The sequence below is a fragment of the Pseudarthrobacter phenanthrenivorans genome (genome assembly GCF_036455295.1).
Lineage (GTDB): Bacteria > Actinomycetota > Actinomycetes > Actinomycetales > Micrococcaceae > Arthrobacter > Arthrobacter phenanthrenivorans_C.
Genome location: NZ_JAYXNX010000001.1, coordinates 172,327 through 193,498, shown reverse-complemented (window position 1 = coordinate 193,498; position 21,172 = coordinate 172,327). Strand labels below are relative to the sequence as shown.

At 68.1% G+C, this 21,172-nt stretch carries 19 protein-coding genes; 8 read left to right on the top strand and 11 right to left on the bottom strand.

Annotated features, from left to right (window positions below; genetic code table 11):
• Positions 1–73 precede the first annotated feature (73 nt).
• Positions 74–1,351 (top strand): MFS transporter, encoded by a 1,278-nt coding sequence (locus tag VXJ37_RS00870; RefSeq protein ID WP_331321187.1) that lies wholly within the window; start codon positions 74–76, stop codon positions 1,349–1,351.
• 5 nt (positions 1,352–1,356) lie between these two features.
• On the opposite strand, the gene VXJ37_RS00865 is transcribed toward VXJ37_RS00870, so the two are convergent.
• The 9 genes from VXJ37_RS00865 to VXJ37_RS00825 are packed head-to-tail and all read right to left on the bottom strand — an operon-like array spanning position 1,357 to position 10,424.
• Positions 1,357–1,599 carry an acyl carrier protein gene (locus VXJ37_RS00865; RefSeq protein WP_331321186.1) on the bottom strand — a complete coding sequence of 81 codons (243 nt, stop codon included), beginning with the start codon at positions 1,597–1,599 and terminating at the stop codon, positions 1,357–1,359.
• A 43-nt stretch (positions 1,600–1,642) separates the two neighbouring features.
• A complete protein-coding gene (locus tag VXJ37_RS00860; RefSeq protein WP_331321185.1) occupies positions 1,643–3,109 on the bottom strand; it encodes a 2-oxo acid dehydrogenase subunit E2 in 1,467 nt (488 codons plus the stop codon).
• On the bottom strand, positions 3,102–4,082 hold the full coding sequence (locus tag VXJ37_RS00855) for an alpha-ketoacid dehydrogenase subunit beta (protein WP_331321184.1): 981 nt from the start codon (positions 4,080–4,082) through the stop codon (positions 3,102–3,104). The genes VXJ37_RS00860 and VXJ37_RS00855 overlap by 8 nt, the downstream gene beginning before the upstream one ends.
• The gene (gene pdhA / locus VXJ37_RS00850) at positions 4,079–5,146 is read right to left on the bottom strand and encodes a pyruvate dehydrogenase (acetyl-transferring) E1 component subunit alpha (RefSeq protein ID WP_331321183.1); all 1,068 of its coding nucleotides are present in this window, start codon (positions 5,144–5,146) and stop codon (positions 4,079–4,081) included. The genes VXJ37_RS00855 and pdhA overlap by 4 nt, the downstream gene beginning before the upstream one ends.
• Entirely contained in the window at positions 5,143–6,993 is a 1,851-nt protein-coding gene (gene acsA, locus VXJ37_RS00845) for an acetate--CoA ligase (protein WP_331321182.1), read from the bottom strand. The genes pdhA and acsA overlap by 4 nt, the downstream gene beginning before the upstream one ends.
• 19 nt (positions 6,994–7,012) lie before the next feature.
• Positions 7,013–8,359 carry an erythromycin esterase family protein gene (locus tag VXJ37_RS00840; protein ID WP_331321181.1) on the bottom strand — a complete coding sequence of 449 codons (1,347 nt, stop codon included), beginning with the start codon at positions 8,357–8,359 and terminating at the stop codon, positions 7,013–7,015.
• The gene (locus tag VXJ37_RS00835; protein ID WP_331321468.1) at positions 8,356–9,696 is read right to left on the bottom strand and encodes a phosphoribosyltransferase family protein; all 1,341 of its coding nucleotides are present in this window, start codon (positions 9,694–9,696) and stop codon (positions 8,356–8,358) included. The genes VXJ37_RS00840 and VXJ37_RS00835 overlap by 4 nt, the downstream gene beginning before the upstream one ends.
• Before the next feature lie 5 nt (positions 9,697–9,701).
• A complete protein-coding gene (locus VXJ37_RS00830; protein ID WP_331321180.1) occupies positions 9,702–10,052 on the bottom strand; it encodes a CU044_2847 family protein in 351 nt (116 codons plus the stop codon).
• A gap of 15 nt (positions 10,053–10,067) precedes the next feature.
• Positions 10,068–10,424, bottom strand: coding sequence for an SPW repeat domain-containing protein (locus tag VXJ37_RS00825; RefSeq protein ID WP_331321179.1), 357 nt, complete (start codon positions 10,422–10,424; stop codon positions 10,068–10,070).
• Positions 10,425–10,678: 254 nt separating this feature from the next.
• Here VXJ37_RS00825 and VXJ37_RS00820 point away from each other — a divergent pair, with 254 nt between their 5' ends.
• A complete protein-coding gene (locus VXJ37_RS00820; RefSeq protein ID WP_331321178.1) occupies positions 10,679–11,935 on the top strand; it encodes an alkaline phosphatase family protein in 1,257 nt (418 codons plus the stop codon).
• Between the two features lies 1 nt (position 11,936).
• Positions 11,937–13,619 carry an alkaline phosphatase family protein gene (locus tag VXJ37_RS00815; RefSeq protein WP_331321177.1) on the top strand — a complete coding sequence of 561 codons (1,683 nt, stop codon included), beginning with the start codon at positions 11,937–11,939 and terminating at the stop codon, positions 13,617–13,619.
• Positions 13,620–13,657: 38 nt separating this feature from the next.
• Here the strand turns inward: VXJ37_RS00815 and VXJ37_RS00810 are convergent, their stop codons facing one another.
• Positions 13,658–14,803 carry a carboxylate-amine ligase gene (locus tag VXJ37_RS00810; protein ID WP_331321176.1) on the bottom strand — a complete coding sequence of 382 codons (1,146 nt, stop codon included), beginning with the start codon at positions 14,801–14,803 and terminating at the stop codon, positions 13,658–13,660.
• Positions 14,804–15,101: 298 nt separating this feature from the next.
• On the opposite strand from VXJ37_RS00810, the gene VXJ37_RS00805 reads away from it, so the two are divergent.
• Complete coding sequence (locus VXJ37_RS00805; RefSeq protein WP_331321175.1) at positions 15,102–15,359, top strand: hypothetical protein; 258 nt, start codon at positions 15,102–15,104, stop codon at positions 15,357–15,359.
• Positions 15,360–15,417: 58 nt separating this feature from the next.
• Here the strand turns inward: VXJ37_RS00805 and VXJ37_RS00800 are convergent, their stop codons facing one another.
• Positions 15,418–16,779 carry a phenylacetate--CoA ligase family protein gene (locus tag VXJ37_RS00800; RefSeq protein ID WP_331321174.1) on the bottom strand — a complete coding sequence of 454 codons (1,362 nt, stop codon included), beginning with the start codon at positions 16,777–16,779 and terminating at the stop codon, positions 15,418–15,420.
• 179 nt (positions 16,780–16,958) lie between these two features.
• On the opposite strand from VXJ37_RS00800, the gene VXJ37_RS00795 reads away from it, so the two are divergent.
• The 4 genes from VXJ37_RS00795 to ctaD all read left to right on the top strand — a co-directional run bounded on the left by VXJ37_RS00795 (position 16,959) and on the right by ctaD (position 21,056).
• Positions 16,959–17,681 (top strand): VIT1/CCC1 transporter family protein, encoded by a 723-nt coding sequence (locus VXJ37_RS00795; RefSeq protein WP_331321173.1) that lies wholly within the window; start codon positions 16,959–16,961, stop codon positions 17,679–17,681.
• On the top strand, positions 17,681–18,166 hold the full coding sequence (locus VXJ37_RS00790; RefSeq protein ID WP_331321172.1) for a hypothetical protein: 486 nt from the start codon (positions 17,681–17,683) through the stop codon (positions 18,164–18,166). The genes VXJ37_RS00795 and VXJ37_RS00790 overlap by 1 nt, the downstream gene beginning before the upstream one ends.
• Before the next feature lie 263 nt (positions 18,167–18,429).
• A complete protein-coding gene (gene ctaC, locus VXJ37_RS00785) occupies positions 18,430–19,287 on the top strand; it encodes an aa3-type cytochrome oxidase subunit II (RefSeq protein ID WP_331321171.1) in 858 nt (285 codons plus the stop codon).
• Between the two features lie 14 nt (positions 19,288–19,301).
• Positions 19,302–21,056 (top strand): aa3-type cytochrome oxidase subunit I, encoded by a 1,755-nt coding sequence (gene ctaD, locus VXJ37_RS00780; RefSeq protein WP_440589760.1) that lies wholly within the window; start codon positions 19,302–19,304, stop codon positions 21,054–21,056.
• The last annotated feature ends 116 nt before the right edge of the window (positions 21,057–21,172 follow it).

Genomic DNA, 21,172 nt, shown 5'->3' with positions numbered 1-21,172 from the left:
CGTGCCCCCGCACGCCCGGGCCACCTTTATGTCCCGGAAACACCCGATGTCCCCACCAGGAACGGAGCACCCGATGCAGGGCAGTACCCTCCCCCGCCCCACCGCCGGACCAGCCGGGACTGTGCTGGGCCTGCAGCAGAACCTGGCGCAGTTCATGCTGCTGGTTGCCGTCAACGCCCTGGTGGGCGGCACCCTGGGGCAGGAACGCACCGTCCTCCCCCTGCTCGCGTCCCGGACCTTCCACCTGGACCTTTACACGGGGGCGCTGACCTACATCCTGGCCTTCGGCCTGTCCAAGGCGGCGATGAACTACTTCGCCGGGACGCTCTCCGACCGGTACGGCCGCAAGCCTGTCCTCGTGGCGGGCTGGGTGGCTGCGGTGCCGGTCCCGCTCATGCTCATTTTCGGCACGTCGTGGGGCTGGATCGTGGCCGCCAACGTGCTGCTCGGCATCAGCCAGGGCCTCACCTGGTCCACCGCCGTGATCATGAAGATGGACCTGGTGGGCCCGAAACAGCGCGGCCTGGCCATGGGCTTCAACGAAGCGGCCGGCTACCTGGGCGTCGCCGTGACGGCGCTGGCCACCGGCTACCTCGCCACGGCCTACGGCCTGCGCCCCGCCCCGTTCCTGCTGGGTGCCGCGTATATCGCCCTCGGCCTGGGACTGACAGTCCTGGCCGTGAGGGAGACCCACCACCACGCCAGGACCGAGGCCGCGCAGCATGCCAACGGGCGGCACACCGCCCATGCCGCCCTCACCACCGGCCAGGTGTTCACCCTGACCAGCTTCAAGGACCGCTCCCTCTCCGCCGCGAGCCAGGCCGGGCTGGTCAACAACCTCAACGACGGCCTGGCCTGGGGCCTCTTCCCGGTCCTGTTCGCCGGCGCCGGGTTGAGCCTTGGCCAGATCGGCATCCTGGCCGCCGCCTACCCCGCCGCCTGGGGAGCCGCGCAGCTGGTCACCGGGGCCGCCTCCGACCGGTGGGGCCGCAAATGGTTCATCGCGGCCGGCATGCTGGTCCAGGCAGGCGCCCTGGCAATCATCGCCTCAGCGCACGGCTTCGGGCCCTGGCTCGCCGCCGCCGTCGTGCTGGGCCTCGGGACCGCCATGGTCTATCCCACCCTGCTGGCCGCCATCGGCGACGTTGCCCACCCCGCCTGGCGGGCCCGCTCGGTGGGGGTCTACCGGCTGTGGCGCGACGGCGGATTTGCCGTGGGCGCGCTCCTCTCCGGTGTCCTCGCCGACCTCTACGGCATCCCCGCCGCCATTGCCGCCGTCGCGGTCCTCACCGCGGTTTCGGGCGTGGTGGTTGCCGTCCGGATGCGCGGGCAGGACCACGCGGCGGGATAGATCCGCTATCCGTGCCCGGCGACGTACGTGACCAGGCCGTCCACGGTGGCCACCGCGGGATAGTCCGCCTCCGGGATATCCACGCCGGTACTTTCCGCGATGACCTCCACCAGCCGGAGGAAGTCCAGCGAGTCCAGTTCCAGGTCCTGGCGCAGCCTGGCCCCGGGGACCAGCTCTTCGGGTTCGACGTCGGGGGCTACTTTCCCGATCGCCGCCTCCACCGCCTGGCGCGCGTCCTGTTCGTTCACGGCTCCTCCTCGCTTACGGGTCCAATGGGTCACGGGCGCCGGGTCACAGCCTGTCCGGCGCCTGCAGCAGTTCGTCGATGCGGGCCAGGAACCGTCCACCGCGCAGCCCGTCGCTGACCCGGTGGTCCGCGGACAGCGTGGCGATGGCGGCCTGCCGGATGCCGAGCATCCCGTTGTGCGCCCACGGCTGTTCCAGGACCTTGCCAAAGCCCACCATGGCCACCTGCGGCGGATAAATCACCCCGTACACGCTTTCGACGCCGAGGTCGCCCAGGTTGGTGACGGTGAGGGTGGGGTCCGCCATCTCGGCGCGCTGCAGCCGGCCCGCCCTGGCGCGGGCCACGAGGTCGCGGAGCTGGTCCATGAGCTCATCGAGGGTCAGGGTGTCGGCGTCGTGCAGGGCCGGGGCCACCAGTCCGCCGTGCCGGAGCGCCACCGCCACGCCCAGATGCACCTCGCTGCTGGGATGGAACGCGCCCTTGGTGAAGAAGCCGTTCATGTCCGGCACTTCCTTGGCCGCGAGCGCCGTGGCCTTGAGCAGCAGGGCGGACGGCACCAGCCGTGACGAGACCGGCCGCTGCTGGTTGGCGGCCTGCATCCACGCCATCGCCGCCGCGAGATCCAGGGTGGTGGAGAGGTAGTAGTGCGGGATCTCCTTCTTGGACCGGGACATCAGGGCCCCGATGGCCTGCCGCAGGCTCTCCGCCTTGCTGCCGGCTTCCCTGCGGCCGCGCCGGGGCGCTTCCTGCGGTTCCACGCGTTCAGGTCCCGAGGGTTCCGCGGCTTCCAACGGCTCCGCCGGCGGTGCTTCCGCCGGCTTCTCCGCGCTGACTGGGCTGGCCGGCTGCCCCCTGGGCGGGACGGCCGAGAGCACGTCGTCCTCGGTCACGGCACCCCCGGGACCGGTGCCCGCGATGCCCTGCAGGTCCACGCCGAGTTCCGCGGCCAGCCGCCGGGCCAGCGGCGAGGACCGGACGCGCCGCGTTTCCGGGGGTGTGGGCCGCGCTTCGGGTTGCTCTTCCGCCTTGCGCTCCCTGCGTGGAGGCGCCCCGGTGACGGACGCGGCCGCAGCGCGTTCGACGTCGGCCCTGCTCACTTCGCCGCCGGGACCGCTGCCGCTGATGCGTCCGACGTCGACCCCCAGCGTGTGCGCAAGGTGCCTGACAGGCGGCGGGACCTTTGCGCCCGGCTCCGGAAGGCCACCCGCGGCGCCCGGGTGTTGGGCGGGCGACGGTTCCGGTGGCGGTACTTTCGCCGGGGACGGGACTTCGGCGGGGGTGGCGGTGATCCGGGCGATGGGGGTGCCCACCTCCACGGTGTCGCCGATGTCCACCAGGAACTCGGCCAGCACGCCCTCCTGGAACGACTCGATATCCATGACGGTTTTATCGGTATCCACGGCGGCCACCAGGTCGCCCTTGTGGATGTAGTCCCCGGGTTTGACCAGCCACTCCACCACCTTGCCGTGCTCCATGTCCGCGCCCAGGGACGGCATCCGGAACTCAGCCACCGGCACCCACGGCCCTTCGGGCGCCGGCCATGATCCGCTCCACCGACGGCAGTGCCGCCTGCTCCAGGTGCTTGGCGTACGGGACCGGGACCTCTGCGCTGCACACCCGCTCCACCGGCGCGTCCAGGTCGTAGAAGGCCTTCTCCGCGATCCTGGCCGTGATCTCCGCGGAGATGCTGCCGCTGCGCCAGCCCTCGTCCACCACCTCGGCCCGGTGCGTCCTGGCCACGCTGTCCAGGATGGTGTGTTCATCGAGCGGGCGGAGGCTCCGCAGGTCGATCACCTCGGCCTCGATACCCTCGCCGGCCAGCTGTTCCGCGGCGTCCAGCACCATGGGCAGCGTCCCGCCATAGGTAATAAGCGTCAGGGCGTCCCCCTGCCGCAGGACCGCGGCCTTGGCGATGTCCACCGCGCCCGCGTCGTCGTCGAGCTCCCCCGCCACGTTGTACAGCGAGCCGTGCTCGAAAATCAGCACGGGGTCCGGGTCCTGCAGCGAGGTCCACAGCATGCCGCGGGCGTCCGCCAGGGTGGCCGGGGCCAGGATCCGCAGGCCCGGAATGTGCGCGTACCAGCCCTCCAGGCTGTGCGAGTGCTGGGCGCCCAGTTGCCGGCCCGCGCCGGTGGTCATCCGGATGACGATGGGCACGTTGAACTGGCCGCCGGACATGTGCAGCAACGTGGCGGCGTTGTTGATGATCTGGTCCAGGGCCAGCAGGCTGAAATTGACGGTCATGATTTCGACGATGGGACGCATGCCGCCCAGCGCCGCGCCGATCCCGGCTCCCACGAAACCGGATTCGGAGAGCGGGGTATCGCGGATCCGTTCCGGCCCGAATTCCTCCAGCAGGCCCAGGCTGACGGCGAAGCTGCCGCCATACCGGCCCACGTCCTCGCCCATGAGGAACACCCGGTCGTCGCGCTGTATGGCGTCGCGGAGGGCCGCGCGCATGGCTTCCCGGTACGTGGTTTTCATCCTGCTGCCCTGCCTTTCCCTGTCGCTTCTGGATTCCCTGTCACCTCTGGATTCGCGGTCCCGCCGTTGCCGTCGTCGGGCCGGTCGCTGTAGACGAAGCGGAGCAGTTCGGACACCGGTTCCGGCGTTCCGTTTTCGGCGAATCCGACGGCGGTGCTGATCTCCTCGTCCACGTTCGCCTGCAGCGCAGCCCAGTCCTCCGCGGGCAGCTGCCCCGCCGCCTCCATGGCGCCCTGCAGCAGGCTGATGGGATCGCGTTCCATCCACTGCGCCACCTCGGACTTTTCCCGGTAGAGCTCCGGATCGAACATGGAGTGGGCGCGGAAGCGGTAGGTGCGCAGTTCCAGGAAGTGGGGTCCGCCGCCGGACCTCACGGCATCCACGGCGCGCCTGGCGGCCTCCTCGACCGCGAGCACGTCCATGCCGTCCACCGCCCAGGCAGGGATCTCGTACGCGGCGGCCTTGAGCGCGATGTCCGTCTGGGATTCGGAGCGGCCCAGCGCGGTTCCCATCGCGTAGAGGTTGTTCTCGCAGCAGAACAGCACCGGCAGCTGCCACAGCGCGGCCAGGTTCATGCTTTCGTGGAACTCCCCTTCGGCCACCGCGCCTTCGCCGAAGAAGCACACCGTCACCCGTTGGCGCCCGGCCATCCGGTCCGCGAGTGCCAGTCCGACGGCGAGCGGCAGCCCGCCGGCCACGATCGCGTTTCCGCCATAGAAGCGGGTGGCGGCGTCGAACAGGTGCATGGAACCGCCCCGGCCCCTGCAGCAGCCCTCGGCATGGCCGTACATTTCGGCCAGGATGGCTCCCGCCGAGACCCCGCGGAGGAGGGCGTGCCCGTGTTCGCGGTAGGTGGCCACCACAGCGTCATCGGGTGCCAGAATTTCCATCACCCCCGCGGCCACGGCTTCCTCGCCGATGTAGACGTGCAGGAAACCGCGGATCTTGGCGGCGCTGTAAAGCTCGATGCACTTTTCCTCCAGCCGGCGCACCCGCACCATCTGGCGCAGCAGGTGCAAGGCATGCCCGGCGTCCGGGACGCCCTGGTTCCTGAGGGTGCTCATGGCCGGTCCTGCCCTGCCGCGGCCGGCGCCGCCGGGGATTCCAGGGTGGAGGTATCGCCTTCCGGCAGCCCGAGCTCACGGGCTTTCAGCAGCCGGCGGAGGATCTTGCCGCTGCGGGTCTTGGGCAGGGTGGCGGTGAAGTCCAGCAGCCGGGGTGCCACGGCGGCGCCCAGCCGCTTCCGTGCGAACCCGATGATGTCCAGCTGGAGTTCCTCGCTGGGCTCATGGCCGGCCTTGAGTTCCACGAAGGCCTTGACCACTTCGCCCGCCACGGGGTCCGGCACCCCGATCACTCCTGCCTCGGCCACGGCCGGGTGCTCCATGAGGCAGCTCTCCACTTCAAAGGGGCCGATCAGGTGGCCGGAGGACTTGATGACGTCGTCGCCGCGGCCAACGAACCAGAAGTAGCCGTCGCCGTCGCGCTTTGCCAGGTCCCCCGTCAGGTACCAGCCGCCGGCAAAGCAGCGGCGGTACCGCTCTTCCTCGTTGAGGTAGCCGCGGAACATGGACGGCCAGCCGGGGCGCAGCGCCAGCTCCCCCATGGTGTCCGGGTCGGTGACCAGCACCGCCTGCCCGTCGTTGATGACCGCCTTGCCGTCTGCATCGCGGACCACAAGAGCGGCCTCGATGCCCGGAAGCGGGCGGCCCATGGAACCTGGCCGGATGTCCATGGCCGGATAGTTGGCGATCATGATTCCGCCGGTTTCGGTCTGCCACCAGTTGTCATGCACGGGAAGGCCCAGGACGTCCTGGCCCCACACCACGGCCTCCGGGTTCAGCGGCTCCCCCACGCTGGCGATGAACCGCAGCGCGGAGAGGTCATGCCCCGCAGCGCGCTCCGCGCCGGCCTTCATGAGCATCCGCAGCGCCGTGGGAGCGGTGTACCAGACGGTGACGTGCTGCCCGGCGAGGATCCGGTACCAGCGGTCCGCGTCCAGTTCCTCCTCATCCACAATGGCGGTGACCCCGTGGACCAGCGGCGCGATGATCCCGTAGGACGTCCCGGTCACCCAGCCCGGATCCGCAGTGCACCAGTAGATGTCCTCCCGGTGCAGGTCCAGTGCGAAGCGGCCGGTGGCGTAGTGGGCGGCGACGGCGTCGTGGACATGGATGGCACCCTTCGGCGTGCCCGTGGTGCCGCTGGTGAAGTGCAACAGGGCCATGTCCTCCGGCTGGGTGTCCGCGATCTCCTCGATGGGGTCCACCTGCGCCAGGAGTGCGGCCAGGTCCAGGGTTCCCGGCTCGCCGGGTCCCTGTTCCCCGCCGCCGTCCGCGTCCACGAGCAGCACGTGGCGGAGGTCCGGCAGGGAGTCCCGCATGGGCGCCACCTTCCTCCGGTACAGCGCCCGTGTGGTCACCAGCACCCGCCCGCTCCCCAGGTGCAGCCGCTGCCGCACGGGTTCTGGGCCGAAGGCGGAAAAGAGCGGGCAGAAGACGCTGCCGTTCTTGAAGGTGCCCAGGACCGCCACATACAGCTCCGGGCTGCGGCCCAGCAGCGAGAACACGCGTTCGCCGCGCCCTACGCCCAGGCTCCGCAGCACCGCCGCGAACCTCCCGGACGCCTCCGCAAGGCCTCCGTAGCTCAGGGACCGGATGCCGCCGTCGGCCCTTACGAAGCGCAGCGCCTCCTTGGCGCCGCGGCCTTCCGCCACGTGGCGGTCCACGGCCTCGTAGGCGATGTTCAGGCCCCGGCCGCCCGGCAACCCGGCCAGCGCCTGCCTCGCCTGGTCCCAGCTGAAGTCCCTGCGGGCGGCGCCGTAGTCCAGCAGGTTTGGCTGCACCGGGAAGGCGGCCACGTCCTTGGTGATGGCAGGCCAGCGGGTGGAACCCTCAACTCCTGTGGTCATGGTGCTCCTCCGGTCATGGCTAGAAGCCCGTGGGCTCGGTCTCCAGCTCGGGTTCACCGGGCTGGTATTCGTGGTGCAGCGGCCGCAGCGACTCGGTCCGCGGATGCCAGAACAGTGCGTCGTAGCGTTCCCCCATCCGGGTGGGCACGTAGTTGCCCCTCTCCCGGTGCGGGTTGTACACCACCCCGATGGCCCGGTGGCCGCGCCAGGACTCCAGCCAGGGACCGGTCCTGTCCGGGCCGAACACCAGCACGGACGGCTCCGCCAGTGCCTCATTCAGGAGGTCCTCGTGGCTCCCATGGACAGCGGCCGGAACGTCCATCACCCATTCCGGGGAGCCCCACGACTCGGCGGCGGTGACTGATCCGGCGTAGGAGGCGAACCCGGCCAGCACCACCTCGCCCTGGTGCCTCTGGCGGACCAGCTGCCCGATGTTGACCATGCCGTCGCGGGCCATGTCCGTGGCCCGGGCGTCCCCCACGTGCGTGTTGTGCGCCCACACCAGGCCCTTCGATTCCGGCCCGTGGTGCCGGGCGATCCGGTCGATGGTGTCACTCATGTGGTGGTCGCGGATGTTCCAGGACTGCTGGTCGCCGCGCACCATGGTCCGGTAGTAGCGTTCGGCGTTGGTGGCCACGATGGCGTTCTGGATGGCGTCGAAGGCGGCCGGGTCGTCCTGCATCCGGTGCAGTGTCCGCCGCCGGACTTCGGCCAGCAGTGCCACCACGTCAGCTTCACAGGACTGCGGCACCAGACGGTTGCTCAGGGCATACCGCTGCGGGTCCTCGCGGAACGGGATGAAGCAGTGCCAGGCCTGCAGCGCCGCGGGGAGGGACTCGCTGGCGTTCTCCTCCAGCCAGGAGAAAATTTCCCGCAGTGAATCCCACAGCGAGTAGACGTCCAGGCCATAGAAGCCCGTCCGCTGGTGTTCGGGCAGGCGCAGGTTCCACGAGCGCAACCAGGCCAGGAAGTCTGCCACCTCCTGGTTGGCCCACATCCAGGTGGGCCAGCGTTCAAAACCGGCCAGCAGTTGGCGGGCGTCCATGTCCTGGCCGGTTTCCCCCCTGACCCAGCGGTTGATGCGCCAGCAGTCCGGCCAGTCGCCCTCCACGCCGATCCAGGTGAAGCCATACTCCTCAATGAGCCGCCGGCTGAGCAGGGCCCGCCAGTGGTAGTACTCCCGGGTGCCGTGCGATGCCTCGCCCAGGCAGACGAAGCGGGCCGGGGCGGCGAGGCGGACGAGGGGTTCGAGGTCGTCAGCGGTGGCGAGCTGGTGGGCGAGCCTGCGGATCTGGCCGGCTTCGGCAGCACGTTCGGCGCTGCGCTCGGCCCACCGGCCGCCGGTGTTCCCGGGGAGGGCGTTCATCCCCTGGCCTCCGGCATGGACCGCCCCACCGGTGCCGGCAGGAGGTAGTGCCGGAACCAGTCCGCGGCAAGGGTGGCCGCAGTGGCAAGGGTGCCCGGTTCCTCGAAGAGGTGGGTGGCGCCGGGGACGATCTCCAGCCGGGTGGGTGCCTGCATGCTGGCCATCGCCTGGCGGTTGAGGGCCAGCACCTGGGTGTCGGCGCCGCCTACGATCAGGAGGGTGGGGGCCTTCACGGCCGCAAGACGGGGGCCGGCAAGGTCGGGTCGTCCGCCGCGGGAAACCACGGCGGCAATCTGGGCGCCCGGCTCGGCAGCGGCCCACAGCGCCGCCGCTGCGCCGGTGCTGGCCCCGAAGTAGCCGATCCGTCCGGCGGAGCCGTCATGGCGCGCTTCCAGCCAGTGGGTCGCGGAGGAAAGCCGCTGCGCCAGCAGGCCGATGTCGAACACGTTGGCGCGGTTGACCTCCTCCTCCGGAGTGAGCAGGTCAAGGAGCAGGGTGCCAAGGCCTGCGCCGTGCAGCACGGAAGCCACGAAGCGGTTGCGCGGGCTGTGCCGGCTGCTGCCGCTGCCATGGGCGAAGAGGACGGTTCCATCGCACCTGGCCGGCAGGTAGAGGCTGCCCCGCAGCACGGCCATTCCCGACGGGATTTCCACCTCGTCCTCCAGGCTCCCGTCGCCGCCTTCCTCACCGCGGGAGTGCGGCGGGGCCGCCGCGGCGTCCAGCAGCTGCACCACCTCACCATCCTCCGTGGGCGAAAAGTCGTGGTAGTAGTAGCCCACCGCCTGGAATTCCTGGGGCGAGAGCAGGCAGACGACGTCGTCCGGCTCCTTAAGCTCCACGATGGCGCGGGCGGGGGCAACAGGCACAGCGAGGATCACCTTCGCCGCGCCGAGGTGGCGGGCCACCTGGCAGGCTGCCCTGGCGGTGGAGCCCGTGGCAATGCCGTCATCCACAATGACCACCGTGCGGCCGGCAAGATCAATGCGTGGGCGTCCCTGGCGGAACCGGGCCACCCTGTTTTCCAGCAGCTCCCGTTCCTGCCGTTCCACCTGCTGCAGGTCCTCCTGGGACACGCGGGCCATGGAGATGGTGCGCGGATCAAGGACCCGGACGTTGCCTTCCCCGATGGCCCCCATGGCCACCTCCGGCTGGAAGGGAACCCCCAGTTTCCGGACCACAATTACGTCAAGCGGCGCTTCCAGGGCTTTGGCCACCTCGAACGCCACGGGAACGCCGCCCCGGGGCAGGCCCAGCACCACCACATCCCGTCCGCGCAGCGCGGCGAGCCGTTTGCCAAGCCGCCGCCCGGCGTCGGCCCTGTCATGAAACGCAACCATCGCTGTCACCCGCCATGTGTGATTTCTTCTTCACCGGGCGGGACAGCCGCCGCGGGAGCCCAGGACATGCGGAGGACGAAGTGGGCATCGGAACTGCTCCTGGCAATCACCGCCCCTGCGTCCCCCGCAAGTTTTACCCCGAACTCGATCTCGATGTGTTCGGGGGTAAGTTCCGCCATGGCCTCCAGTGCCGCACGCGCCGCCGGACGGACGCTGGCAAGAGCGTCCTCCAGCCGCCGACCCGTGTCCAGGATCCCCTGCTCGTTCCGCGCCGGATGGTCCACGCCGTAGCTGTTATCGGCGGCCTCAACGAGAACGGTGCCGGATCCCACTTCGTAGCGCAGCACTTCGGTCATGGCGGATTCCTTGTGTTAATGCGAGACGCGGTAGGTCCGGCGGACGTCGGTGCTGGGCTTAATGGCCACTGCTGTTACCACCAGTGCCACCGCCCCTGCGATCCAAGACGTCCAGGCCGCGCCCGTTGCGCCCGTGTACGAACCGAGCCATGGCGAGAGGACCAGTCCTGCTGCGAGGACGGCCTGCACGTATTCCATGGCCGGTGTTCCCGGCATGGCCAGGTTGATGATGCCGCTGACCACCATGAGCCCGCCGAAGACGAGCATGAGGGTGGTGGACATGTTTTGCTGCCGCGTGAACAGGACCGCCACCGCGGTAAAGAGTCCGGCGGCAACCGTTGCGTAGTCCTGCCACCGATACCACTTCTTCACTGAACTTTCCTTTCTTGGTTCAGGCGACCGCCCAGTGCGGCTCCGCCCGGCGGGCCTTGGGTTCCCGCGATATAAGTCAACGCCTGCCGGCACGGACCTTGTAGGGCAGAAAGACCTACGGCCAAGGGCGTGTCGCACTGCCCTGATTCACGGCCAACTCACAGCTTCTCCCCCTGCAAAACGGCGTTCGGGTGTGCAAGAGTGTGCCCAACGCTGGGGCGTAAATTTTCGGTATCGGACAGCAGGGGCCGCGCGTGAACCCAGGAACAGCCCGCACATCCGCCAGGAGGCGATGGCGCACCCCGCGGCGCCTGCTGCCGTCGCTTACGGCGCTCCCCGTGCTGGCCCTGGTGCTGGCCGGACTGGTCGCCTGCCAGCCCCCCGCTCCCCCGCCGCCTCCCGCCCCGTCCGACGGTGCCACGTCCAGCGACACGTCCACACAGGCTGTGACCTCGCCACCGGGCAACGGCGCCTCCCCAGGCTCCGCAGCCGTGGCGGGCACCGGCACCAACACCGCGGACGCAGCAAAAGCCGCCGGGACCCCCCAGCACATTTTCGTCATCAACCTGGAGAACAAGGGGTACTCCAGCGTTTGGGGCGACAACTCCGCGGCACCGTACCTGTCCCAAGCGCTCCGGAAGAAAGGCGTACTGCTGACGAACTACTACGCCGTAGCCCACAACTCACTGCCCAACTACCTGGCGCAGATCTCCGGTCAACGCCCCAACGACAGCACCGCCAATGACTGCCACACCTACACGGAATTCAATGCCACCGGCACCGACGCGGACGGCACCCTGCAGGGCGACGGCTGCGTCTACCCCCAGGACACCCAGACCGTGGCCGGCCAGCTGGCGGCACAGGGAAAAAAATGGAGGGCCTACATGGAGGACATGCAGCAGCCGTGCGAGCACCCGGTCCTGGGTGAGGTGGACGACCATATCAAGGCCAGCCCTGACACCCAGTACGCCACGCACCACAATCCCTTTGTCTACTTCCATTCCATCACTTCGTCCCCGGACTGTGCCGCCAACGTGGTCAACTTCTCCGCGCTCCAGGACGACCTGAAGAGCGTAGCCACCACCCCCAACCTGGCCTACATCTCGCCCAACCTGTGCCATGACGGACACGACGGCACCTGCATCGACGGCTCGGAGGGCGGCCTGGTGGCGGCGGACAACTGGCTTAAGGAGCAGGTGCCAACCATCCTGTCGTCGCCGGCCTTTAAGCAGGACGGGATGCTGGTGATCACTTTCGACGAAGCCGACGGCAACGAAGCGGGTTCCACCGAGCCGGGCAGCAGCACCCCTGCAGGGGGCACGGCAGGAGGACAGGTGGGGGCGCTGGTCCTCTCCCCGTTCAGCAAGGCAGGCACCTCCTCGGCCAGACCGTATAACCACTACAGTCTGCTGGCCACCATCGAGGACTTCTTCCACCTCCCCCGCCTGGGACTGGCCGGTGACCCCGGCGTCCGGACCTTCGGCGGCGACGTTTACCGAAAGGAGTCCTGAGGTGAAGTTATTGCAGAACGGACGACGGCGTCCCGTGCTGGCAGGTGCTGCAGTGCTCGCCTTGGCGGTTCTCGCCGTCGTCCTTCCCAGCGCCTTTCACGACAGCCTTCCGGGGTCACCTGCGCCGGCCAGCGTGGCACCCGCCGCCCCCGCAGGTGACGGGGATCCCGGCGCCGGGATCGCCAAGATCAAGCACGTGGTGATCATCACCCAGGAGAACCGGTCCTTCGACAGCTATTTTGGAACCTATCCGGGCGCCGACGGGATCCCCATGAAGGACGGTACTCCCACCGTTTGCCTTCCCGACCCTGCAAACGGCGGCTGCGCCAGGCCCTTCTACAACTCGGCGGACAGCAATGCCGGCGCACCGCACAGCCATGCCGACGCCACGGCGGACATCAACGGCGGAGCCATGGACGGATTCGTGGCGCAGGCGGAGAAAGGCCTGTCCGGCTGCCCCGCCAGCAGCACCACGTGCCAGTACTCCCTCACCATGCCCATCGACGTTATGGGCTACCACGACGGGCGGGACCTGCCCAACTACTGGGCCTACGCGCAGAACTTCACCCTCCAGGACCACATGTTTGCCTCCGCCGCGTCCTGGAGCCTGCCCGCGCACCTCTACCTGGTCTCGGAATGGTCAGCCAAGTGCGCTAAAGCCGGGGACCCGTCGTCGTGCGTGAACGCCCTGCAGGACCCGGACCCCGCGCCGGAACCGCAGATAATCAAAGACACGCTGATCGGCAGATGCCAGGCCGGGATGGACCTCGACCCCTGCCGGGAGGCGCTGGAAGCCGCCAACATCGACCCGGCCCTCGCGGCGCAGATCGACCAACTGATCGGCACCAGCTGCAAGCCCACCGATTCCTACGCGGTCTGCCAGGCGGCAGTGGATGCCGCACCCATGTCGGCGGACCTGAAGAAGAAGCTCACCGAGGCAGCCAAGAAGCTGGACCTGCCGGACTACGCCTGGACTGACCTGACCTTCCTGCTCCACAAGCACCAGGTGTCCTGGGCCTATTACGTGTTCAACGGGACCGAACCTGACTGCCGCAACGATGCCGCCACCTGCGACCCCGTCAAGCAGGACGCCAAGACCCCGGGCCTGTGGAATCCGCTGCTGTACTTCGACACGGTCAAGGAGGATGGCGAACAGGGCAACATCCAGCCGTTGAGCGGGTTCTACGACGCCGCCCGGAAAGGCACGCTGCCCGCCGTCACCTGGGTGTCGCCCACGGACAAAGTCAGCGAACATCCCCCGGCCAAGATCAGCACCGGCCAGGCGTACGTGGCGGGGCTGATCAACGCGGTCATGAGCGGGCCGGACTGGGACAGCACCGCCATCTTCCTCAGCTGGGACGACTGGGGCGGGTTCTACGACCACGAAACCCCGCCGGTGGTGGACAACAACGGCTACGGGCTGCGCGTCCCGGCCCTGGTCATCAGCCCTTACGCCAGGAAGGGGTACATCGACCACCAGGTCCTCAGCCAGGACGCCTACTTCAAGTTCATTGAGGACGACTTCCTGGGCGGCGAGCGCATCGATCCCGCCACCGACGGCCGGCCGGATCCCCGCCCGGACGTCCGCGAAGCCAACCCGCAGCTGGGCAACCTGGCCAAATCCTTCGACTTCAACCAGGCACCCCTGCCGCCGCTGATCCTGCCCAACGCCACCACGTACTGAGCGTTGCCCAGGTTTGGTCCCTGGGTTGGTTGGGTGGTTCAGGTCCTTGAAACCGTGCAGTCCGCCGCGTCCTCCACCACCCGCTGCAGGTCCCCGGTGCGGTGCAGCACCTCCATCTGGCGGACTGCGCCGGTGCCGTCGGCGAGCAGCCGGTCCACCAGGTCCTCCACGCGGTGCAGGTCCCCCATTTCCTCCAGCGCCCCGCGGATATGGTGCAGCAGCGAATTCACGACGGCGAGCGCGGGCGCCGGGCGGTGGGTGTGCGGATCCAGCAGGTCACCCCGGAGGCCCCAGCGGCCGGCTTTCCAGCCCGCCAGCCGGAGCAGGGCGGAGGGCACGGACACCGGTTCCATCCCTTCCCGCCATTCCCGGGCGGCGGTTTCCACCAGGGCCCTGGCCACCCCCGCCAGGAGCACGGTGTTGTCCGGCCGCAGGCACACATCGGCCACCCGGATTTCCACGGTGGGATAGTGCCGCGAAAGGCGGGCGTCGAAGTAGACCATCCCTTCATCCAGGGCGACGCCGGTGCTCACCATGTCATGCACCAGCTGGTGGTAGGAGTCCGGGCTGCCCAGGACGTCCAGCGGCCCCGCGGACGGCCAGCGGTTCCACACCTGGGAGCGGTAACTGGCATAGCCGGTGTCCTCGCCATGCCAGAAGGGGGAGTTGGCGCTGAGCGCGATCAGCACCGGCAGCCAGATCCGCATCCGGTCCAGCACCGCCACGGCTTCCTCCTGGGACTCCACGGAAACGTGGATGTGGCAGCCGCAGGTGAGCTGTTCGCGTGCCGTCAGCCCGTATTCCTCCGTCATGGCCTTGAACCGCCTCAGCTGCACGGGGTGGGGGTTGGCGGGCAGCGGTGAGGTGCCCAGCGCCGCCACCCGGACGCCCACGTCCTCGGCGGCCTGGTGGGCGATGGCCCGGCCGGCCACGATGTCCTGCCTGAGTTCCGCCAGGGTGGCGTGCGGCGGGGTGACCACCTCGATCATCTCCTGCTGGAACTCCGCTGTCAGGACCGGCCCGGAGGCGGCCTCAAGGGGCCGGACGTAGAGGTTCAGCAGCTCGCGGGCCATGGGCACGGCCTCCCCGTTGGCCGGATCAACCAGGAGCAGTTCCTCCTCTATGCCGAACGTCCGCCTGCCTGCTCCTGCGCCGCCGGTGCCGTCATTGCCGTAGGTGTCCATCGCCGTCGTCCCCTCTCCCTTGCTTCCCTGCAAGTGCGTGCAAACGGGCTGATGCCGCCTGCCCAGGGGACTCTGCTCACCACCAAAGGACCATCATGATAGGCACGCTTGTAAACACGTGGAAAGCAGTGGGCCGCACTGCCGGCCCGACCCGTTGTACTTCACTCCTACTCACAGGTAGATTTGGGGATGTGACGGGCGCCATGCCCGTCCTCCCGGGCCCTTCTGCAAAGGCCCAACGGGAGCAGCTGCTGTAGCCGAACGGCAGCATATTTTGCAAGAGCGAAAGAGCCAAGGCATGCCTGCCTCGCATTTCCAGCAATTCCTGAATGAAGCAACCACTCCCGACCCCTCCGGCGATTCCCCCTTGGGCCCCGATTGCCTTTACGGCCTCTATGTCAGCTGGGCAGCGCTGCACGGACTGGCCCCCAAGCCGGACCAGGCCTTCCGCGCCGGAATGCTGCGCTGCGGCGTGGACATCCGGAACTCCCGGCTGCGGATGACCGGCCCCGCCGCGGCCGACTACATCCTCAGCAGCTACCCGGCCGTGGCATGATTCCGGAGCAGGACAGCCCGGTCCCGGGGTGAGCCCTGGCTGTGGCCATAGTTCATGGTCATGGCCGGGGCCGGAATGCCCGGACAAAAGGCGCCTTGCCCAATGCAGTCCGTTCGAGCCGATCCACCACCTGCACATCAATCCGGAGGGGTGACGCCCCTGCCCCTGCCAGTGCTGCTGCCACTGCCGCCTCGATGCTGCCGGGCGCACGGCCGGGCAGGAGCCCCGCGACGAGAATGCGCAGGGCGGCTGCTTCCTGGATGACCTGCCAGCCTGAGGAGGCGACGTCGTCGAGCACCTTGTGGAACACGTTGGGGTGGACCGGGACAAGACCGTTATTGCCTTGCAGCTGGAGGACGTCCTCCATGCGGCCCTCGACGTCCTCCAACAGGGTGAAGGACCGGCCGCAGGGGCAGCCGCGCCCGTCCAGCCTGATCGTGTCAGACATCTCGTAGCGGATCAGCGGCAGGGTACGGGAGAACAGCACGGTCACCAGCAGCTTCGCGCCGGTTGTTCCCGGCGGGACCGGGCTGCCTGCGCTGTCCACCGGCTCCACGATGACCAGGTCCTCATAAACGTGCCGGTTCCGGTAGGTGCACGGAGAGGCGATCACCGCCGTCTCGGTGGCGGCGTAGACGTCGAACGGGGCAGTTCCCCACGCATCCTGCATCTCGACGGCCGCCTGGGCGGTGAGTACTTCGGAGGCCGACATGACGCCCGCGGGGGCGATGTGCAGCCGCCCCTCCCGTTGTTCGGCCGCGAGCGGCCTCAAGGCCGAGGCGTAGCCCACCAGCACCCGTGGCTGGAAGGCATTCAAGGCGTTGACGGTTTCATCCGTGGGCGCGGTGACATCAAGACGCAGCGTCGGCACGAAGGGTGAGGCCACGGATGCACCGACGACGGCGGACTGGTGGGTGGGCACCCTGGAACTGACCAGCGCCATTTTGACTGGTCTGCCCGGGAAGGCGGCCACTCCCGCCCAGTCATTGGCGCGGGCGTACGATGCCAGGACGGACGCCCACTCGGAGCGGTTCCAGGCGAATATTCCACGCCGCCCGGAGGTTCCGGCTGTCGCGGCAACACGCCATCGCCCCCTGAACGGGCGGGCGGGGTCACCTCCGCTCCGGGTGACGAAGCGCAGATGGGCTTCGAGATCAGCCAGCCTCAAGTCGGGCGTCGTGACCGCTTCGTCGAAATTCTCCATCAGGTCCGTTTTGGTAACGGACGGCAACTCGTTGAGCGGCGCGTCATGCAGTCCGGCATGACGGCGGCGGTAAAACTCCGATCCGGCATACGTGGCGGCGCGAAGCCGCTGGAGCGCCTGTTCCTGGTGGGCGGCGATGCGGACATTGTCCCACCTGTCCCGCCGGCGCCACGTTGCCCGCAGGTACAGCACCTGGGAGAGGATGCGGACGTCCATGGCAGATCCTTCAATCGGAACGCCTCCAGCTTCTTGCGGGCAGGCACGCCAACGCAAGGGCCGAAAGTCAGCTCCCGGACAAGAGCCCACGCCCCGGCCTGACACCTCCATCCGGCCACGGCTGTTAGGGGATGCAAACCTTCGTGGCAAAGGAAATCCCGCGGTGGTTAACTGCCAACATGTCTGAAACTCTCAAGCTGAGCCGCAACGAGCCGCACGACAGCAGCGTGGCAGCGCGCCTGAACTGGCTGCGCGCCGGCGTCCTGGGCGCCAACGACGGCATCGTCTCCGTGGCGGCCACAGTGGTGGGCGTCGCGGGCGTGACCAACGACCTCGCGCCCATCCTGGTGGCGGGCACCGCCGCGGTGGTGGGCGGTGCGGTGTCCATGGCCCTCGGCGAATACGTGTCCGTGAGCAGCCAGAGCGACAGCCAGCGGGCCCTCATTGAGAAGGAACGCCAGGAACTCCGGGACGATCCGGAGGGCGAACTCGAAGAACTTGCCCACATTTACCAGGCCAAGGGGCTCAGCGAAGCCACCGCCCGGACAGTGGCCGAAGAGCTGACCGCGAAGGACGCCCTGAAGGCGCACCTGTCCGCGGAACTGAACATTGACGAAGAGGAAGTGGTCAGCCCCTGGCATGCGGCCCTCGCCTCCGCCATCGCCTTCACCGTCGGTGCCATCCTCCCTATGCTGGCCATCATCTTCCCGCCCGAACAGGCGCGCATCCCGGTCACCTTCGTCGCCGTCATCCTGGCGCTTGCCCTGACCGGCACTGTCAGCGCCAAGATCGGCGGCAGCTCCAAGCGCAAGGCCACGCTGCGCCTGGTGGTGGGCGGCGCCCTGGCCATGGCCTTCACCTTCGCCGTGGGAAGCCTGCTGGGCACCACGGGAATCGCCTGATGGAGATCGCCGGCCTCCCGGCCCACATCCTGCTGATCCACGGCGTGGTGGTCCTTGCCCCGCTGGCCGGCCTGTCGGCAGTGGTTTTCGCGCTGGTACGGCGTGCCCGGCGCTACCTGGCCTGGCCCCTGGGAATCCTGGCGCTGCTGCTGGTCCCGCTGTCCGTCCTCACTGCGGAAGCAGGGGAACAGCTGGAGAGGGCAAGGCCGGTGTCCCCCCTGATACAGGAGCACGCCGAACAGGGAAGCTTCCTGCGGTACGTCACCGTGATCTTCCTGATGGTGGTGGCCGTGCAGATCGCCACAGCCTTCCCCTCGATCCTGACGCGCTTGCCCGCCTTCCGGAGCCTGCCGGGACTCCTGGAGTCACCGTGGGTGCTCCCCGCGGCGTCGGTGCTGGGCGTCCTGGCGGGGCTGTTCCTGGTGTACCAAAGCATCGCCACCGGGCACTCCGGGGCGGTGTCCGTCTGGGCCGCGTCCCGCTAGCTGTTTCCGCGGTGCCAGGGCCCGTGCTGAACTGCCCTGCCGCGACAATCCTGTCCGCTCAGCCCGGGGCTGTCCTTCCCCTTGGCGGGGCCGCTCCCAGCCAATTCCCAGGCGCAGCCAAACCTCTTCCCATCAGCATCCTCCACGCGTAGGGTGGGGCACACAACCGCTGCCCCCCGGGGCTGTGGTGGGCTCATGCAGTTGGGCTTCGGGAGCATGCCGGAGGGACCATTGTGGGTAGAAGACCATCCAAAAACCACAGCATGCGGCGCTTCGCGGCACTGGCCGCGGGCCTTCTTTCCCTGCCGGCACTGACCTCCTGTTCGGACCTGGTCTCCCGCGGCTTCCTGCCCGGAGACCGCGGGACCACGGATAAAACGCCCCTCATCATGGACCTGTGGGTCAACTCCTGGATCGCCGCACTCACGGTGGGCATCATCACGTGGGGTCTCATGATCTGGGTCATCGTGGCCTACCGGCGCAGGAAGAACACGGTGGGCTTTCCCGCACAGTTGAGCTACAACCTGCCGCTGGAAGTGTTCTACCTGGCAGTCCCGCTGATCGTCATCGGCGTCCTGTTCGTTTTCACCGACCGGGATCAGCGGGCCATCGATGACCGCTACCCCAACCCTGACGTGGTGATCGACGTTTTCGGCAAACAGTGGTCGTGGGATTTCAACTACGTCAAGGAACAGGTCCATGAGGACGCCGGCCAGCAGGCCCACCTGACGGGCGACTACGGCGCGGCGGACCGGCTTCCCACCCTGTACCTGCCGGTGGGGAAGAAAGTGGAACTGCACCTGCAGTCCCGTGACGTGCAGCATTCCTTCTGGGTGGTGGATTTCCTGCAGAAGCGCGACCTCTACCCGGGCCACGAACAGTACAACCCCTACATCGACATCACCCCCAACCGCACGGGCGAATACATGGGCAAGTGCGCCGAGCTGTGCGGGGAGTACCACTCCGAGATGCTCTTTAAAGTCAAAGTGGTCAGCCAGCAGGAGTATGACAGCCACATCGCCGACCTGAAGGCAAAGGGCAATACCGGAAGCCTCGGCAGCGACCTCGTGAGGCAGCCGCAGTCAGCCCCGGCACCGCAGCTTCCGGAACCAGCAGAGTAAAGGACGGCACCGCAATGACCACCACAGGCCAGAGAATGGGCGGAACCGCGGCCACGGCCGCGCCGGCAGTGGTTCGGCGCCCCAAGGGCACCATTGTGGTCAACTGGATCACCTCCACTGACCACAAGACCATCGGCTATATGTACCTGATCGCGTCCTTCGTGTTCTTCTGCGCGGGCGGCGTGATGGCGCTGCTGATCCGTGCCGAGCTGTTTGAGCCCGGCATGCAGATCCTGCAGACCAAGGAACAGTACAACCAGCTGTTCACCATGCACGGCACCATCATGCTGCTGATGTTCGCCACCCCGCTGTTCGCCGGGTTTGCCAACGTGATCATGCCCCTGCAGATCGGCGCCCCTGACGTTGCGTTCCCGCGCCTGAACGCGCTGGCGTTCTGGTTCTTCCTGTTCGGCTCCACCATCGCCGTGTCCGGATTCATCACCCCCCAGGGTGCTGCGTCCTTTGGCTGGTTCGCCTACGCACCGTTGTCCAACACCACGTTCACCCCCGGCATCGGCGGTGACCTGTGGGTCTTCGGCCTGGCGCTGTCCGGCTTCGGCACCATCCTCGGTTCGGTCAACTTCATCACCACCATCATCTGCATGCGGGCCCCGGGTCTCACCATGTGGCGGATGCCCATCTTCACCTGGAACACCCTGGTCACGGCCATCCTGGTACTCATGGCCTTCCCGCCGCTGGCCGCCGCCCTGTTCGCCCTGGGTGCGGACCGCAAGTTCGGTGCGCACATCTTCGATCCCGCCAACGGCGGAGCCATCCTCTGGCAGCACCTGTTCTGGTTCTTCGGCCACCCCGAGGTGTACATCATCGCGCTGCCGTTCTTCGGCATCGTCTCGGAGATCTTCCCGGTCTTCAGCCGCAAGCCCCTCTTCGGCTACAAGGGCATCGTCTACGCCACCATCGCCATCGCCGCCCTGTCAGTGACCGTTTGGGCGCACCACATGTACGTCACCGGCGCCATCTTCCTGCCGTTCTTCGCCTTCATGACCATGCTGATCGCGGTGCCCACGGGCGTGAAATTCTTCAACTGGATCGGCACCATGTGGGGCGGATCGCTGACCTTCGAGACCCCCATGCTGTGGAGCATGGGCTTCCTGGCCACGTTCCTCTTCGGCGGCCTTACCGGCATCATCCTGGCCTCGCCGCCGCTGGACTTCCACGTTTCGGACTCCTACTTCGTGGTGGCGCACTTCCACTACGTGGTGTTCGGCACCGTGGTGTTCGCCATGTTCGCAGGGTTCTACTTCTGGTGGCCCAAGTTCACCGGCACCATGCTCAACGAGCGGCTGGGCAAGATCCACTTCTGGATGCTGTTCCTGGGCTTCCATGCCACCTTCCTCATCCAGCACTGGCTGGGTGTCCTGGGCATGCCCCGCCGGTACGCGGACTACATGCCGGAGGACAACTTCACCTGGATGAACCAGTTCTCCACCATCGGCTCCTACCTGCTGGGGGCGTCCCTCATCCCGTTCTTCTGGAACGTCTACATCACGTGGCGGGCCGGAAAGAAAGTCACGGTGGACGACCCCTGGGGCTTCGGCGCCTCACTTGAGTGGGCAACGTCCTGCCCGCCGCCACGGCACAACTTCACCTCGCTCCCCCGGATCCGTTCCGAGCGCCCTGCCCTGGACCTGCACCACCCGGAGTTGAGCGTGCGCGTGCATCCGTCCGGGGACGCTCCCGCAGAGGGGCTCCTGGGCGCGGCCGATATCGGCGAACACGACCTCCACGACCCCAACCCCAACAAGTAGCGGAGCTGCTTCGCGACGCGGCAACTACTTTTCGACGAGCAAAAGCACCGGCGCTGCCCCAATCAGGGCAGCGCCGGTGCTTTTGCGCGTCGCCGACCATTTCCTCGGTCACCGGC

Bases quoted from the DNA above. Each gene is read 5' to 3' on its own strand.
- VXJ37_RS00870 (WP_331321187.1), top strand. From the start codon at position 74: ATGCAGGGCAGTACCCTCCCCCGCCCCACCGCCGGACCAGCCGGGACT.
- VXJ37_RS00855 (WP_331321184.1), bottom strand. From the start codon at position 4,082: ATGAAAACCACGTACCGGGAAGCCATGCGCGCGGCCCTCCGCGACGCC.
- pdhA (WP_331321183.1), bottom strand. From the start codon at position 5,146: ATGAGCACCCTCAGGAACCAGGGCGTCCCGGACGCCGGGCATGCCTTG.
- acsA (WP_331321182.1), bottom strand. From the start codon at position 6,993: ATGACCACAGGAGTTGAGGGTTCCACCCGCTGGCCTGCCATCACCAAG.
- VXJ37_RS00840 (WP_331321181.1), bottom strand. From the start codon at position 8,359: ATGAACGCCCTCCCCGGGAACACCGGCGGCCGGTGGGCCGAGCGCAGC.
- VXJ37_RS00835 (WP_331321468.1), bottom strand. From the start codon at position 9,696: ATGGTTGCGTTTCATGACAGGGCCGACGCCGGGCGGCGGCTTGGCAAA.
- VXJ37_RS00830 (WP_331321180.1), bottom strand. From the start codon at position 10,052: ATGACCGAAGTGCTGCGCTACGAAGTGGGATCCGGCACCGTTCTCGTT.
- VXJ37_RS00810 (WP_331321176.1), bottom strand. From the start codon at position 14,803: ATGGACACCTACGGCAATGACGGCACCGGCGGCGCAGGAGCAGGCAGG.
- VXJ37_RS00805 (WP_331321175.1), top strand. From the start codon at position 15,102: ATGCCTGCCTCGCATTTCCAGCAATTCCTGAATGAAGCAACCACTCCC.
- VXJ37_RS00800 (WP_331321174.1), bottom strand. From the start codon at position 16,779: ATGGACGTCCGCATCCTCTCCCAGGTGCTGTACCTGCGGGCAACGTGG.
- VXJ37_RS00795 (WP_331321173.1), top strand. From the start codon at position 16,959: ATGTCTGAAACTCTCAAGCTGAGCCGCAACGAGCCGCACGACAGCAGC.
- VXJ37_RS00790 (WP_331321172.1), top strand. From the start codon at position 17,681: ATGGAGATCGCCGGCCTCCCGGCCCACATCCTGCTGATCCACGGCGTG.
- ctaC (WP_331321171.1), top strand. From the start codon at position 18,430: ATGCGGCGCTTCGCGGCACTGGCCGCGGGCCTTCTTTCCCTGCCGGCA.
- ctaD (WP_440589760.1), top strand. From the start codon at position 19,302: ATGACCACCACAGGCCAGAGAATGGGCGGAACCGCGGCCACGGCCGCG.